We start from the raw sequence: 14,896 nt of genomic DNA on the forward strand, positions 1-14,896 counted from the left end.
CACCAGGCGGCCCAGGCGTCAGTGACGGCGGCCCAGCAGCAGGCCGACCACCAGCCCGAGGCCAGCGGAAATGGCCACGGTCTGCCACGGGTGGCCACCGATATAGTCCTGGGTAGCGTCCATCACCGGTTGCGCCTTGCTGCGTACCTTGTCGGCGGCATTGCGCGCCTGGCGTAGCTTGAGGCTTACCTGCGTGCGCAGGGTTTCCGCCTCGTCACCCACCAGGGCGGCGCTGTCGTTCAGCAGTTTTTCCGACTCTTCGATCAGTGCCTGCAGTTCGCTGAATACCTGGTCCTTGATCTGATCGCTGTCGGTCAGCGGGGCGTTTTTCCGGGCCATGAACTCGTCCTCGTCGATGGTGTGGCTTGAACAATGGATGCCGGCGCGTCGGGAAAGTTGCGGCGGCTTTGGGCTGTTGCAGTACCTGGGTGTAAGATAGCGGCCATTTTCAAACCTGCAGGTACCTTCATGAGTTTCAATCTGGCCAACATGAGCTTCGAGGAACGGGCGCAGATCGAGGCAGAGAAGGCCCGGCTGTTCGAGCTGTGGCAGAACAACCTGGGCAAGGCCAAGGGCGAAGCGGCACGGTTGATCGCCGAGAAACCACGGCGCAAAGGCAAATGGGCCGAGTGGGTGCGCGCCGAGCTGGATGGCATGTCGCCGCCCGAATACGCCAACATGGTGCGCAGCGAAGTCAACAAGCTGATGGCCGCAGCCAGCGCCAGCCGCTGATCACACCCCGCCAGGCGCCTACCAGTAGGCGCCCTTGGGCAGGTCCAGCTTGCCCTCGTCGGTAAAGCGCACGGTCCCCAGCAGCCCGCCGGCCAGCTTGCCGCGCAGCACATAGGGCAGGCCTTGCAGCGAGTCCACCTGGCCCAGCCCATAGGCCTGGCGCAGGAAGGAAAACGCCGTGATGCTCACCGGCACCACGATCACCGCTTCGCCATAACGGCCGATGTGCCCCTGCTGGTCGCTCACCCCGGCAGCCAGCGGCTGGCCGTTCACCTCTAGGTTCAGGGCGATGCCGTTGTAGTCGATCGGCGCCTCGTTGGGGTTTTGTACCCGCATCTTCACCGCCATGCGCAGTTCCAGCTCCTGCCCGGGCAGCGGCTCGATACCGATCACGCTGATATTGACCGGGTCGCGTGCCTGGAACAGCGCACAGGCCCCCAGGCCGCAGGCCAGCAGCAGGACCAGGAACAGGCGGGCGTAGCGGTGCAGACGGGCAGCCATGGAGTGCGACCTTGCCAGAGTGGGCGAATGGGCAGTGTGGCAAATACGCGTCGACGTTGAAAGTCACCGCCCAGATGAAAGATACTGTTTCTCATTAACGCCCGATAACTTCTCCTACTGGCCGTTCCCGAACCCATGCTGACTTCTCCCGCGCCGGGCCTGCTGGCAAGCTTCCAGGAGCACTACGACGACCTGCTTCAGTTCCTGACCCGGCGCATGAGCGACCGTCAGCGCGCTGCCGATGTCGCGCAGGAAACCTACCTGAAGCTGGTGAACATCGACCAGCAGGCGGTGCCGGTGCTGCACGCGCGCAGTTTCATCTTCCGCGTGGCCGGCAACCTGGCGATCGATGCCTTGCGCCGCGAGCAGCGCATTGCCGCCAGCCACGACGACAGCGAGCGGGCAGGTGAGGTCGCCTGCCCGGCGCCGGCCCCGGAAGCGGCCTTGCTGGCCCGGGAGCGCTTGCAGATCCTCGACCAGGCGCTGCTGCAGCTATCCGACAATGCCCGCCAGGCGCTGTTGCTCAACCGCGTCGACGGCCTGACCCAGGCGCAGATCGCGCAGCGCCTGGGGGTTTCCGAAAGCATGGTGGCGAAATACATCGGCCAAGCCCTGCGCCATTGCCGCAACTGGCTCAAACAGGCGGGGGTGGCTGCTGCACTGGTGTTGGCCGTTGGTGTGGCGGGTTGGCAGAAGGCGCCAATGCTGCTGGCGGATTACCACACCGGGGTAGGTGAGCGACAGGTGATTACGTTGGCAGATGGCACGCGGGTGACGCTGAACAGTGCCACAGCCCTGAGCGTGGTGTTCAGCGACCGTGAGCGGCGGGTGGTGCTGGAATCTGGTGAGGCCTTGTTCGAGACCGCCGATGATTCACGGCCCTTTGTGGTCGACACGGCCGGTGAGCGGGTGCAGGGGAGTGCGGCCACCTTCAGCGTGCGTCGCGATGGCCGCGTGGTATTGGCCCATGGCGAAGCCAAGGTTGGCGAACATGAACTGGCAGTAGCGGCCGATGCCGGCACGCAGATGGCCTGGCAGCGCGGCAAGCTGATCTTCAACGGCAAGCCGCTGGGGCAGGTGCTGGCGGAGCTCGAGCGTTATCGGCATGGGCGGATCGTGTTGTCCGATAGCAAGCTGGCGGCGATGCAGGTCAGCGGGGTGTTCGACCTCGATGAGCCGGAGGCCCTGTTGCGGACCCTTGAGCAGCGTTATGGGCTGAAGGTGACCTACCTGCCGTGGTTGGCCGTGGTTCATTGATTCGCCTGTGCCGGCCTCTTCGCGGCTGAAGCCGCTCCCACAGGTACTGCACAGGTCTGGAAGGCTGTGGAGATCCCTGTAGGAGCGGCTTTAGCCGCGAAGAGGCCGGCACAGGAAAAATTTTTTATCTTGCACTGCAAGTTCCTGCAAGCCAGATCGTCGTAGTGGGACTGATCAGCAACCAATTCTCATTTACGACTTGTCAGGAAGCTCATTCGTGCCTCTGATGCTCAAGCCCTTGCACCGCCGCCGCGGTCCGCTTCACCATGCCCTGATGTCCTGCAGTGCCCTGGCCATGCTGGTCGGCCCGCTGCAGGTGTTTGCCTCGACCGCCACCGAACAGGCCCAGACTCAGGCCCGCCAGGTCCAGCTCGACCTGCCGGCCCAGCCGCTGGACCACGCCCTGACCACGTTCGCCGACCAGGCCGGCCTGCACCTGCTGTACACCACCGGCGACGTCGCCGGCCAATCCAGCCCGGCCTTGCAGGGCAGCTACAGCATCGAGCAGGCCCTGCAGCAGTTGCTGGCCGGCAGCGGCATGAGCTGGCACTTCAGCGATGCCCGCACGGTGACCCTGCGCAAGGCCGACGCTGCGCCGCAGGCGGTCAATCTCAAGCCGATCGAGGTCAGCGTGGCCTCGCGCACCAGCACCGCGATCAGTGAAATCCCCGGCACCGTGTGGGTGGTCGACCAGCAGCAGTTGCGCGAGCAGATCGACAGCGGCGTCAGCCTGAAGGAAGCCATCGGCAAGCTGGTGCCAGGCCTCGACCTGGCGCCGGAAGGCCGTACCAACTACGGCCAGAACATGCGCGGGCGCAATGTGCTGGTGATGATCGACGGGGTCAGCCAGAACAGCTCGCGCGGCCTGTCACGCCAGTTCGACAGCATTTCGCCGTTCAACGTCGAGCGCGTCGAAGTGCTGTCTGGCGCCAGTGCCATCTACGGTGGTGGCGCCACCGGCGGCATCATCAACATCGTGACCAAGAAGGGCGAACCCGGCCCGGCGCGTTTCGAGACCCAGCTCGGTGCCAGCAGCGGCTTCAACAACAGCGACGACCTGGCCACCCGCTTCGCCCAGTCGATCAGTGGCGGCAACGAACGGTTCAACGCCCGCCTGGGGGTTTCCGGCGAGCAGAACGAAGCCTTCTACGACGGCGCCGGCGACCAGATCTTCATCGACAACACCCAGACCGACCTGCAATACAACCGCACCATCGACGTGCTCGGCACCTTGGGGATGCAACTGAACGACCAGCAGAGCCTCGACCTGCTGGCCCAGTACTATGACTCGGGCAACCATGGCAGTACCGGTATCTACTTCCCCAACCTGAATTACAACGCCCCGTCCGACCTGGAAGACGCCGAACTGCGTAGCGGCTACTCGTCGGACCTGGAGCCGCGCACCCGGCGCCTGCTGCTGAACGCCAACTACCACCACACCGACGTGCTGGGGCAGGACTTCTACCTGCAGGCCTTTTACCGCAAGGAAGACGACAACTTCTACCCGTTCCCGTACTACAACCGCGCCACGCCCACCGGCTCGCGCGGGGTGTACTTCGCCGCCTCGCAGCAAAACTTCGAAGTCACCAGCCTCAAGGGCCTGTTCGCCAAGCAGTGGGACGCGCTGAAGCTGACCTACGGCGTCGACCTGGACCGCGAGCGCTTCAATGCCGAGCAGACCACCTTCAACGCCCAGACGTCGTCCGAGTCGGGTGGCCTGGAGCTGGAAAAGGAAAGCAAGGCCGCGCGCTACCCCAGCTACCGGGTCGATGGCGTGTCGGTGTACGCGCAGCTGGACTGGCATGCCACCGATAACCTGACCCTGTCCGGCGGCGCCCGGCGCCAGCAGATGGATGTGGACGTCAGCGACTTCAAGGGTGTGCCGGGTGGCAGCAACGATTACCAGGTCAACCTGTTCAACGTCGGTGCCATCTACGACTTCAAGAATGGCCACCAGGTATGGACCAACTACGGCGAAGGCTTCGACCTGCCCGACCCGGCCAAGTACTACGGCAAGCCCGGGTTGAGCGTGGCCGACAACCCGCTGGCCGGCATCAAGAGCCGCCAGGTGGAACTGGGCTGGCGCTATGCCGACCTGGACTGGGATGCCCAGGCGGCGCTGTACTACATCTGGTCGGACAAGATCATCAACGTCGACTCGCAGACGCTGACCATCAATGTGGAAGACCAGAAAAGCCGCGACTTCGGTTTTGAGGGCGCGCTGACCCGGCACTTCCAGACCGGCTGGGAAACCGGTGGTACCCTGCACCTGACCCGCTCCGAGGAGGAGGATGTCGATGGCGGCTGGATCAAGCGCGATGCCCGCTATGCCTCGTTGTCCAAGGCTACCGCGTTCGTCGGCTGGAAGGGCGATGGCCGCAGTGCGCGGCTACAGGCCAACCATGCCTTCAGCCTGAAGGACGATGCCGACCACGAGATCGACGGCTACTCCACCTTCGACCTGCTGGGCAGCCAGGATACCGGCTTCGGCACCTTCAGCGCCGGCATCCAGAACCTGCTGGACAAGCAATACAGCACGGTCTGGGGGCAGCGTGCGACGCTGTTCTACTCGCCGACCTACGGGCCGGCGTACCTGTATGACTACCAGGGGCGCGGGCGTACCTACACGCTGACCTGGAGCATGGCTTACTGATGGGTGTTGTCTGTCCCGGCCTCTTCGCGGGTAAACCCGCTCCCACAGGCACGGCGCAGCCCTCAGGCTGTGTGAGAACCCTGTAGGAGCGGGTTTACCCGCGAAGAGGCCGGTTCAGGCAAACGACGCCAGCAAATCCTGCGCAAACGCCTGCTGTGCCTCGCCAACCGCTTGCGCCCGGTGCCTGGCCAGGGTAAACGGCACCACAAAGTCCAACCCCGGGTCCAGCGCCCATAACAGCCCCTCAGCCTCCCAAGCTTGCGCACAATGGCATGGCAGATAGCCAATATGCCGCCCCGACAGAATGAACGTCAGCACGCTCTCGATCTGCTCCGCCACCGCCATGCTGCGCTGGCTCTGGAACGGCTCACCGCCCTTGAGAAACCGGTACGGATGGCGCACCTGGTCCATCGCCAGCAACCGCTCCCGGCCAACGCCAGCCTCACCGAACAGCACATGGCCCTTGCCGCAATACAGCCGTTGCCGCTCCTGGAACAGCGGCTGGTAGTCGAAGGCTGCCTGGTTGCCGGAAAAGTAGCTGATGGCGTAATCCAGCCGCTGCTCCAGCAACAAGCGCTCCAGCTCTGCCGGTGGCGCACTGATCAGTTCCAGCTGCACCGCCTCCTCGCGCCTGCGAAACGCCGCAATGGCCGCCGCCAGCTTCAGGCTCACCGCCTTGTCCTGGCTCTCCGCCATGCCTATGCGCACGGTCCCCAGCAGCCGCCCGGCAACGCCATTGGCCTGCTGGCGAAACTGTTCGATGTTCAGCAATAGCCCACGGGCGGCGTCCAGCAACAACGCGCCCTTTTCCGTCAGGTGAAAGCCACCTTTGCCGCGGCTGCACAAGCGGTAGCCCAGCCGCGCTTCCAGCTGCGCCATGCGCTGGCTGATGGTGGGCTGGCTCAAGCCCAGCACGCCTTGCGCGGCGCTGAAACCACCGGCCTCGACTACAGTGACGAACAGCCGCAGCAGGTGCAGGTCGGGGTCGTGCACTTGTCCGAGCATTACATTGCTCCTGATGAATGTCAGCTTTGTAAACTTGCCATTCCTGCAATGTAACCCGGTTGGCATGCTCGCGGCATCCACCCATTTGCCGAGGTGTTCGCCATGCGTCGATCGTTGTGCCTGCTGTCCCTGGTCCTGGCCTTGCCGCTGCAGGCCGAAGAAAAGGTCGTCAACCTCTACAGCTGGGCCGACTATGTCGCCCCGCAAACCCTCCAGCGCTTCGAGCGGGAAACCGGCTACAAGGTGCGCTATGACACCTTCGACACCACCGAAGTGCTGGAAACCAAGCTGCTGACCGGTGGTAGCGGCTATGACGTGGTGGTGCCGTCGTCAACCGTACTGGCCCGGGCGCTCAAGGCAAATGCCCTGCAGCCGTTCGATCCCCAGGCCATGCCCGGCTATGCCAACCTCGACAAGGACCTGCTGGCCAAGCTCGCCGAGGCCGACCCCGGCAACCGCCATGCCGTGCCCTACACCTGGGGCACCCTGGGCCTGGGGGTGAATGTGGAAGCGGTGCGCCAGCGCCTGGGGGATGTACCGCTGGACAGCCTCGACCTGCTGTTCAAGCCCGAGTACGCCAGCCGGCTGAAGGACTGCGGCATTGCCATGCCCGACTCGCCCCAGGAGGTGATCGGCGTGGCCCTGAACTACCTGGGCAAGGACCCTTACAGCCAGGACAAGGACGACCTGGCCGCCGCGCAGAACCTGCTGAGCCAGCTGCAGCCGTCGATCAGCTACGTCGCCAATGGCCGGCAGATCAGCGACCTGGCCAACGGCAGCGTGTGCCTGGCGCTGACCTACAACGGCGATGCGGCGATGGCCGCCGACCAGGCGCGTCGCGCTGGCAAACCGTTCGAGCTGATCTACCGCATCCCCCGCGAAGGCACGCTGGTGTGGCAGGACAACCTGGTCATTCCCAAGGACGCCCCGCACCCCGAGGCCGCGCGGGCGTTCATCGCCTTCATGCTCAAGCCCGAGTCGGTCGCCGCACTGACCAACACGCTGTTCTTCGCCAACGCCAACCAGGCGGCCACGCCGCTGGTGGACGAAGCAGTGCGCAATGACCCGGACATCTACCCGTCGGCCGCGGTGCGCCAGCGCCTGTATGCCGACCGCAGCATGGCCTTGGCCGACCTGCGCCAGCGCAACCGCCTGTGGACCGCGTTCCGCAGCCGCCAGTAACCGATAACGACAAAGGAACCCGACCGTGGAGCAAGCCGCAAACAACGACCAGGCCATGACCCGCGACAGCCTGTATGGCACCGCTGCGGAAAGTACCTACGCCGGCATTACCAGTTTCTCTCGCCGCCGCTACAGCCGCGACCTGCGTGGTGTCGATGTGGTGGTCAGTGGTGTGCCGTTCGATACTGCCACCAGCAACCGCCCCGGTGCGCGCTTCGGCCCGCGGGCGATCCGCGCCGCCTCGGTGCAGCAGGCCTGGGCCCGGCACTGGCCGTGGGCGTTCGACCCGTTCGACCACCTGGCGGTGATCGACTATGGCGATTGCGCCTTCGACAGCGGCACCCCGCAGTCGGTACCGGACAGCATCGAGGCCCATGCCACGCATATTCTGGAAGCAGGCTGCGCCATGCTCACCCTGGGTGGCGACCACTTCATCAGCTACCCGCTGCTCAAGGCCCATGCCCGCCGCCATGGCCCGCTGGCGCTGATCCACTTCGATGCGCACAGCGACACCTGGCCGGACGAGGAAGGCAAGCGCATCGACCACGGCACCATGTTCTGGCATGCCGCCCGCGAAGGCCTGGTGGACCCGGCCAGCTCGGTGCAGATCGGCCTGCGCACCACCAATGACGACAGCCAGGGCTTTGCCATCCTCGACGCCCGCCAGGTGCACCGGCAGGGCACCGAGGCGGTGATTGCGGCGATTCGCCAGCGGGTGGGCGAGCGGCCGGTTTACCTGACCTTCGATATCGACTGCCTCGACCCGGCGTATGCGCCCGGCACCGGCACGCCGGTATGCGGCGGGCTGAGCACGGTGCAGGCGCTGGAGATCCTTGGCGGGCTGCGCGGCATCAACCTGGTGGGCATGGACCTGGTGGAGGTGGCGCCAGCCTATGACCATGCTGACATCACCGCGCTGGCCGGGGCGACCCTGGCGATGGAAATGCTGTGCCTGTATGCGGCGCGGCACAAGGTGGACAAGGGCCAGTAATTCGGCGTCCGTAGGGGTTTGTGGGAGCGGCCTTGTGTCGCGAAAGGGCTGCGTAGCAGCCCCCAAGGCCCATACTGAAACATCAGGAATCATCTCCACCCGCATTCACACTTTTGCCGCGAACCCTTCGCGCCTTAGGCTATCAAACCCACCAGGCGCGGCATTTTCGTACAGGAGGTGAAGCATGACCCCGACCTTGCCCATCCTGGCCCTCGGCCTGGTGCTGTGTCTGCCCGCGCAAGCGGCCCCCGAGCCGCCCTTGCAACTCGCCGCCGGCAACAACAACCCCTACAACAGCCCGATCCAGCGCGCCAACCCCAACAGCCGCCAGGGCAGCATGCCGGCCACGCCTCCCGTGCGCGGCCCGTCCACCGACCCGTACCAGCGCACGCCCACCCTGGACAACCGCGGCATCGGCAATGGCGACAACCTGCGCCGCCAGCAACAAACCCCGAACCTGGAGCCCAGCCGACCACCGCGCGGCAACCCGCGCGCGCCATGAGCGCCCTACGAAAGGAATCCTGCATGCTTCGAGCACCCTGGTTTGTAATCCTGACCGCCGCCGCACTCCTGCCCCTGCTGGCGCAGGCGGCGGCCGAACAGCAGTTTCGCAGTGAAGAAGGCACCTTGACCGTCAGCACCCTGGCCGATGGCCTGCGCAACCCTTGGGCCCTGGCGTTCCTGCCGGGCGGCAAGGACATGCTGGTCACCGAGCGTGCCGGCAACTTGCGGGTGGTCAATGCCGAAGGCAAGGTCGGCCCGCCGATCAGCGGTGTACCCAAGGTCTGGGCCGAGGGCCAGGGCGGCTTGCTGGATGTGGTGCTGTCGCCGGAGTTCGCCAAGGACCGCACCGTCTACCTGTCCTACGCCGAAGAGGGCAGTGACGGCAAGGCCGGTACGGCGGTCGGCCGTGGCCAGTTGTCCCAGGACCGCGCCCGGCTGGAAAACTTCAACGTCATCTTCCGCCAGCAGCCCAAACTGTCGGAGGGCAACCACTTTGGCTCGCGCCTGGTGTTCGACCGCGACGGCTACCTGTTCATCGCCCTCGGTGAAAACAACCAGCGCCCGACTGCCCAGGACCTGGACAAGCTGCAAGGCAAGATCGTGCGTATCTTGCCGGACGGCGAAGTGCCCAGGGACAACCCCTTCGTCGGCGAGGACAATGTGCGGCCGGAGATCTGGTCGTTCGGCCACCGCAACCAGCAAGGCGCCGCACTCAACCCATGGACCGGCAAGCTGTGGACCCACGAGCATGGCCCGCGCGGCGGCGACGAGATCAACATTCCCGAACCCGGCAAGAACTATGGCTGGCCGATTGCGACCCACGGCATCAACTACTCGCTGCTGCCGATCCCCGAGGCCAAGGGCGAGCATGTGCAGGGCATGGTCGACCCGCACCATGTATGGGAGAAGTCGCCGGGGATCAGCGGCATGGCGTTCTACGACAGCCCTAGGTTCAAGGCCTGGGACCACAACCTGTTCATTGGCGCGCTGGCTACCCAGGAGCTGATCCGCCTGCAACTGGATGGCGACAAGGTGGTGCATGAAGAGCGTTTGCTGGGTGAGCTGAAGGCGCGTATCCGCGATGTACGGGTGGGGCCGGATGGCTACCTGTATGTGCTGACCGATGACAAGGACGGCGCGCTGCTCAAGGTAGGCCTGGGCGACGCCTGATCACCACTGTTGTACGCGGCCCCTGTGGGAGCGGGCGTGTCGAGGCGTCGAACCGCCGCGAAGCAGGCGCCGCGGTGGATGGCACGGGCTTCGCCCGTGTTCGCGGGCACGCCCGCTCCCACAGGGATCGCGGCAGCCTTTTGAATTTGGGCAAGACCGTTGTTCCTACAAGGTCCGCGGTGTGTCAGCCGTGTAGAATGCCGCATGGCTATCGATCCCCATTCCCTCTACCAGCAGGCCCTGACCACTCAGGGCTATGTCGCCGACCCCGCCCAGGCCCGCGCCGTCGAGGCGTTGCAGGCTTGTTTCCAGGCCGTCGAACAGGGCCGCCCCACCCAGGGTATCTACCTCTGGGGCCCGGTCGGCCGGGGCAAGACCTGGCTGATGGACCAGTTCCACCGCTGCCTGCGGGTGCCCAGCCGGCGCCAGCACTTCCATCACTTCATGGCCTGGGTCCACCAGCGCCTGTTCCAGCTCAACGGCACCGCCGACCCGCTGCTGGCGCTGGCCGGGGAACTGGCCGGGCAGATTCGCGTGCTGTGCTTCGACGAGCTGTTCGTCAACGACATCGGTGACGCGATCATCCTAGGCCGCCTGTTCCAGGTACTGTTCGACCAAGGCGTGGTGATTGTCGCCACCTCCAACCAGCCACCCGAGCAGCTGTACCGCGACGGTTTCAACCGCGAGCGGTTCCTGCCGGCCATCGCCGCCATCCAGCGGCACATGCAGGTGCTGCCGGTAGCCGGCGAGCAGGACCACCGCCTGCACCCCGGCGCTGAGCGCCAGCGTTACTGGGTGGCGCAAGCGGGGCAGGCCAGCCAGCTGGGCGAGGTGTTCCGCCAGCTCAGCCCCGGCGACGACGGCCACGATCAGCCTTTGGCGATCGGCTCCCGGCAGGTGCAGGTGGTGCGGCGCAGCGCGCAGGCCATCTGGTGCCGTTTCACCGACCTGTGCGAACAGCCGCTGGCGGCCATGGAGTTCATGGCTCTGTGCGACCGGTTCCCGGCCATCCTGGTGTCGGGCATTCCGGCGCTGGGGGGTGAACAGCGGGCCGGGCGCATTGCCCGGGGTACCGAGGATGCTGCGGCGCGGGTGGCAGCGGGCGACCGCGAGCTGCCGGCGCTGTCGCCCAAGGACGACGCGGTGCGCCGCTTCATAGCCCTGGTCGACGAATGCTACGACCGCCGGGTGGCGTTGTACCTGGAGGCACAGGTGCCGCTGGATGCCCTCTACACTCAAGGGTATCTGGCGTTCCCGTACCAACGGACCCTGAGCCGGCTACGGGAGATGCAACTGCAACGCTTCGCCTGAAAAGGAGCCGAACCATGGAGCCGCTGTCGCATCATCTGCTGACCCAGGCCTACAACAATGGCTGGGCCAACCACCGTCTGTACAAGGCCTGCCTGCAACTGACCCAGGACGAATTCGTCGCCCCGCGCTGCAGCTTCTTCCCGTCGATCAAGGCCACCCTCAACCACCTGCTGACGGTGGACTGGTTCTACCTGCACATGCTCGAGTGCGAGCAGCGTGGCGAGCAGCCCGACGCCGACGGCGAGCGCTTCTTCGACCCCGAACAGCCGTTTGCCACCTGCACCGACCTGCATGCCGAACAGGCCCAGGCCGATCACCGGCTGATCGCCTATTGCCGGGGCCTGCGCGATGGTGAGCTGGGGCGCTATGTGAGCATCGTGCGCCCTGAGCGGGTGCAGCGCGAGCAACGGCTGCGGCTGCTGGCGCACCTGTTCGAGCACCAGGTGCATCACCGCGGGCAGGTGCATGCGATGCTCAGTGACACGGCAGTGAGGCCGCCGCAGCTGGATGAGTTTTTCTGCGAGGAAGAGGCGGGGTTGCGGGCGGCGGACTTTGCCGAGCTGGGCTGGACCGAGGAGCAGGTCTGGAAAGTGTAGGGGGCTGCTTTGCAGCCCTTCGCGGGCTTGCCCGCTCCCACGGGTAGTGCACAGCTTCCCAAACCTGTGCAGTACCTGTGGGAGCGGGCGAGCCCGCGAAGGGCCGCAAAGCGGCCCCTCGACTATTGGCTCACTTGCCCAGCCACTCCACCAGCGTACGGTTGAACCGCACCGGCTCCTCGATCTGCGGCGCATGCCCCATGCCTTCAAAGGTAATCAGCTCACCCTTGGGAATCAGCTTGGCCACCTGCGGCCCCAGCACTGCATACTTGCCCAGCTTCGCTTTCACCTCCGGCGGCGCGATATCACTGCCGATGGCTGTGGTGTCCTGGTCACCGATCAGCAGCAGGGTGGGCATCTGCAGGTCCTTGAACTCGTGGTACACCGGCTGGGTGAAGATCATGTCGTAGATCAGCGCCGAGTTCCACGCCACCGCTTCATGCCCCGGCCCCTTGTTCAGGCCCACCAGCATCTGCACCCAGCGCTCGTACTCCGGCTTCCAGCGCCCGGCGTAGTAGGTCTTGCGCTCATACTCGCGCACGCCTTCGGCATCCAGCTTGAGCTCGCGCGCATACCACTGGTCCACCGTGCGGTAGGGCACACCCAGGGCTTTCCAGTCTTCCAGGCCGATGGGGTTGACCATCGCCAGGCGCTCCACCTGCTGTGGGTACATCAACGCATAGCGGGTGGCAAGCATGCCGCCGGTGGAGTGGCCGAGCACGATGCTTTGCTTCACCCCCAGCTGTTCGAGCAGGGCATGGGTGTTGCTCGCCAGCTGCTGGAAGCTGTACTGGTAATGTGCCGGCTTGCTGGAGCTGCAGAAGCCGACCTGGTCGGGGGCGATGACCCGGTAGCCAGCCTTGCTCAGGGCATCGATGGTGGTTTCCCAGGTGGCGGCGCAGAAGTTCTTGCCATGCATCAGCACCACGCTGTGGCCGTTGGCCTGGCCCTGGGCGGGCACGTCCATGTAGCCCATCTGCAGGGCCTGGCCCTGGGACTTGAAGTCGAAATGCTTGAGCGGATGCGGGTAGCTAAAGCCCTCCAGCTGGGGGCCATAGGTGGGCGATTCGGCGGCGATGGCCGAACTGCCGGCGAGGCAGGCCAGGGCCAGGGCGGTTGCGCGCAGCATGGGGGCACTCCGTGTAGGGCCATGTAGGAAGGGGCGACTGTAGCAGCCAGTGGACCACGCGGAACGTGAAAGGTGTTACCAGGCGTGAAACCAGCCCAGGGTAATCATCGCCAGCACCCCATAGCGGCCGGCCTTGGCCAGGGTCACCAGCAGCAGGAAGCGCCAGAACGGCTCACGCATGATGCCCGCGATCAGCGTCAGCGGGTCGCCGATCACCGGCATCCAGCTGAGCAGCAGCGACCATTGCCCCCAGCGCTGGTAGCGCTGTTGCGCGCGTTCCAGCTGGGCAGGGCTGAACGGGAACCAGCGCTTGTCACGCAGGTGCTCGATGGCCCGGCCCAGCACCCAGTTGACCACCGAGCCCAGCACATTGCCCAGGGTCGCCACCAGCAGCAGGGTGGCCCAGGCCTCGGGCTGGCGCAGCAAAAGGCCGACCAGCACGGCCTCCGATTGCAGCGGTAGCAGGGTAGCGGCGCCGAAGGCGCTGAGGAACAGCGCCCACAGGCTGAGCATCAGTAGTTGGCGACCACGGTGTCCTTGCCGTCCTGGGTCACGCCGATGACCTGGTAGGCATCCTTGTGGTCACCCATTTCCATGCCGGGCGAGCCCATAGGCATGCCCGGCACGGCCAGGCCCTTGAGGTCGTTGCGCTTGGCCAGCAGGCGCACCTGCTCGGCCGGCACGTGGCCTTCGACGAACTTGCCGTCGATCACCCCGGTATGGCACGACGCCAGGCGTGGCGCCACGCCCAGGCGTTGCTTCACCTCGCTCATGTTCGGCTCGACATGGTCGTTGACGGTGAAGCCGTTGTCGCGCAGGTGGCTGATCCAGGCCTTGCAACAGCCACAGTTGGGGTCGCGGTAGACGTCGATGGTCTCGGCAGCCTGGGCCAGGCCGGTGATGGCCAGCAGGCCCAGGGGCAGCAGGTGTTTACGCAGCATCATGAAGCACTCCTTCAAAAACGTGGGCGGATACCGGCGACCAGGCCTGTGCCTTGCACGCGCCCGGTGTCGTTGCGGCCCCAGGGGCGGTCCGGTATCCAGCGGTTGGCCAGCAGCATAGCGTAAGCGGCCTTCAGGCGCAGCGCGGCCTGTTGCCGTTCGCCAGCGTTGTCAGGCAGCCAGTCTACCTGCCAGGTAGTGGTTCCGGATGCCGGCCTGTCATCACGCTGGCTAACGTGCGGCACACCTATCTGAGAGCCTGCTGGATCATGACCCTACCACTGGACTGCCTGTTGTACTCCAAGACCAATCTGATCGGCATCGGACCAAACCTGTCCGACGAGGAACGCCAGGACGTGCAAACGTTGCTGGACCATGCCGATGAGTTCGCAAGCCGCTTCCTCGACCGGGACGAGCTATGGAAAAGCTGGTTCGACCGCTTCCGCAATCGCCTGGAGAAACATGGCTGCGTAAGGATGGCCGCCCTGGAGTTGCCGCCGCAGGTCATCAGGGACCATGACGATTTCGATACCGGGCTCGAGCCCATTGGCACAGGCAGCACACCAACGCTGTTGGCCCAACTGGCGCGCGCATCCATGCAGGAACTGCGCATCAGTGCTCACGCCAGCAAGTTCCTGCAGTCGGGTTGGCAGAACGACGTCGCCTCATCGTTTCTGATAACACCCTGCCAGAAGGACGAGGAGGGCCAGATCCATCTGGCGGTCTACTCGTTTCGCTTCAATGCCACGGTGGAAATGCGCGACTTCGGATTCTGGAGCGAGGCCCAGCGTGACATCGTCGTGTGGAACACCGGCACTGTTTACCGTTTTGACCTGGAACGTTTCGCCGCTTTTCGCCAGCAGATTCGTAAGGAATTGGGCGACCGGCGGCTTGGCGCCATTACCAGGATCGAACTTTAGCCAC

General features: G+C 65.2%; 16 protein-coding genes and 1 pseudogene. 10 read left to right on the plus strand and 7 right to left on the minus strand.

What is annotated here, in order from left to right; all coding sequences use genetic code 11:
- Nucleotides 1–18: 18 nt before the first annotated feature.
- A complete protein-coding gene (locus tag MJ643_RS13235; RefSeq protein WP_013971806.1) occupies nucleotides 19–339 on the minus strand; it encodes a DUF883 family protein in 321 nt (106 codons plus the stop codon).
- Nucleotides 340–468: 129 nt separating this feature from the next.
- Here MJ643_RS13235 and MJ643_RS13240 point away from each other — a divergent pair, with 129 nt between their 5' ends.
- Nucleotides 469–732: a hypothetical protein gene (locus MJ643_RS13240; RefSeq protein ID WP_003256287.1), complete on the plus strand. Its 264-nt coding sequence runs from the start codon at nucleotides 469–471 to the stop codon at nucleotides 730–732.
- A gap of 18 nt (nucleotides 733–750) precedes the next feature.
- Here MJ643_RS13240 and MJ643_RS13245 read toward each other — a convergent pair whose 3' ends face one another.
- Nucleotides 751–1,233, minus strand: a complete 483-nt coding sequence (locus MJ643_RS13245; RefSeq protein ID WP_013971807.1) for an LEA type 2 family protein — start codon at nucleotides 1,231–1,233, stop codon at nucleotides 751–753.
- A 135-nt stretch (nucleotides 1,234–1,368) separates the two neighbouring features.
- Here MJ643_RS13245 and MJ643_RS13250 point away from each other — a divergent pair, with 135 nt between their 5' ends.
- The gene (locus MJ643_RS13250) at nucleotides 1,369–2,490 is read left to right on the plus strand and encodes a sigma-70 family RNA polymerase sigma factor (protein WP_013971808.1); all 1,122 of its coding nucleotides are present in this window, start codon (nucleotides 1,369–1,371) and stop codon (nucleotides 2,488–2,490) included.
- A 226-nt stretch (nucleotides 2,491–2,716) separates the two neighbouring features.
- Entirely contained in the window at nucleotides 2,717–5,143 is a 2,427-nt protein-coding gene (locus tag MJ643_RS13255) for a TonB-dependent receptor (RefSeq protein ID WP_208209383.1), read from the plus strand.
- Between the two features lie 114 nt (nucleotides 5,144–5,257).
- Here the strand turns inward: MJ643_RS13255 and MJ643_RS13260 are convergent, their stop codons facing one another.
- Nucleotides 5,258–6,148, minus strand: coding sequence for a LysR family transcriptional regulator (locus tag MJ643_RS13260; protein ID WP_023661939.1), 891 nt, complete (start codon nucleotides 6,146–6,148; stop codon nucleotides 5,258–5,260).
- A 102-nt stretch (nucleotides 6,149–6,250) separates the two neighbouring features.
- Here MJ643_RS13260 and MJ643_RS13265 point away from each other — a divergent pair, with 102 nt between their 5' ends.
- The 6 genes from MJ643_RS13265 to MJ643_RS13290 all read left to right on the plus strand — a co-directional run bounded on the left by MJ643_RS13265 (nucleotide 6,251) and on the right by MJ643_RS13290 (nucleotide 11,902).
- Nucleotides 6,251–7,330, plus strand: coding sequence for an extracellular solute-binding protein (locus MJ643_RS13265; protein ID WP_015269635.1), 1,080 nt, complete (start codon nucleotides 6,251–6,253; stop codon nucleotides 7,328–7,330).
- 25 nt (nucleotides 7,331–7,355) lie between these two features.
- Nucleotides 7,356–8,321, plus strand: coding sequence for an agmatinase (gene speB / locus MJ643_RS13270; RefSeq protein WP_013971812.1), 966 nt, complete (start codon nucleotides 7,356–7,358; stop codon nucleotides 8,319–8,321).
- Nucleotides 8,322–8,505: 184 nt separating this feature from the next.
- Entirely contained in the window at nucleotides 8,506–8,823 is a 318-nt protein-coding gene (locus MJ643_RS13275; RefSeq protein WP_013971813.1) for a hypothetical protein, read from the plus strand.
- Between the two features lie 23 nt (nucleotides 8,824–8,846).
- The gene (locus tag MJ643_RS13280; RefSeq protein WP_208209354.1) at nucleotides 8,847–9,995 is read left to right on the plus strand and encodes a PQQ-dependent sugar dehydrogenase; all 1,149 of its coding nucleotides are present in this window, start codon (nucleotides 8,847–8,849) and stop codon (nucleotides 9,993–9,995) included.
- Nucleotides 9,996–10,199: 204 nt separating this feature from the next.
- Nucleotides 10,200–11,306 (plus strand): cell division protein ZapE, encoded by a 1,107-nt coding sequence (gene zapE / locus MJ643_RS13285; RefSeq protein ID WP_013971815.1) that lies wholly within the window; start codon nucleotides 10,200–10,202, stop codon nucleotides 11,304–11,306.
- Nucleotides 11,307–11,320: 14 nt separating this feature from the next.
- Nucleotides 11,321–11,902: a DinB family protein gene (locus MJ643_RS13290; RefSeq protein ID WP_013971816.1), complete on the plus strand. Its 582-nt coding sequence runs from the start codon at nucleotides 11,321–11,323 to the stop codon at nucleotides 11,900–11,902.
- Between the two features lie 130 nt (nucleotides 11,903–12,032).
- Here the strand turns inward: MJ643_RS13290 and MJ643_RS13295 are convergent, their stop codons facing one another.
- The 4 genes and pseudogenes from MJ643_RS13295 to MJ643_RS13310 all read right to left on the minus strand — a co-directional run.
- Nucleotides 12,033–13,031, minus strand: coding sequence for an alpha/beta hydrolase (locus MJ643_RS13295; RefSeq protein ID WP_013971817.1), 999 nt, complete (start codon nucleotides 13,029–13,031; stop codon nucleotides 12,033–12,035).
- A gap of 75 nt (nucleotides 13,032–13,106) precedes the next feature.
- Nucleotides 13,107–13,544 carry a YqaA family protein gene (locus MJ643_RS13300; RefSeq protein WP_013971818.1) on the minus strand — a complete coding sequence of 146 codons (438 nt, stop codon included), beginning with the start codon at nucleotides 13,542–13,544 and terminating at the stop codon, nucleotides 13,107–13,109.
- Nucleotides 13,544–13,972, minus strand: a complete 429-nt coding sequence (locus tag MJ643_RS13305) for a DUF411 domain-containing protein (protein WP_015269641.1) — start codon at nucleotides 13,970–13,972, stop codon at nucleotides 13,544–13,546. The genes MJ643_RS13300 and MJ643_RS13305 overlap by 1 nt, the downstream gene beginning before the upstream one ends.
- A 41-nt stretch (nucleotides 13,973–14,013) precedes the next feature.
- Nucleotides 14,014–14,139 (minus strand): annotated as a pseudogene (locus MJ643_RS13310) (copper resistance protein CopB); the annotation flags it as partial.
- A 126-nt stretch (nucleotides 14,140–14,265) separates the two neighbouring features.
- On the opposite strand from MJ643_RS13310, the gene MJ643_RS13315 reads away from it, so the two are divergent.
- On the plus strand, nucleotides 14,266–14,892 hold the full coding sequence (locus tag MJ643_RS13315) for a hypothetical protein (RefSeq protein ID WP_230397112.1): 627 nt from the start codon (nucleotides 14,266–14,268) through the stop codon (nucleotides 14,890–14,892).
- Nucleotides 14,893–14,896: the final 4 nt, after the last annotated feature.

Origin of the sequence: Pseudomonas sp. PNPG3 (assembly GCF_023093815.1) — a bacterium.
GTDB classification, from domain to species: Bacteria; Pseudomonadota; Gammaproteobacteria; order Pseudomonadales; family Pseudomonadaceae; genus Aquipseudomonas; species Aquipseudomonas asiatica.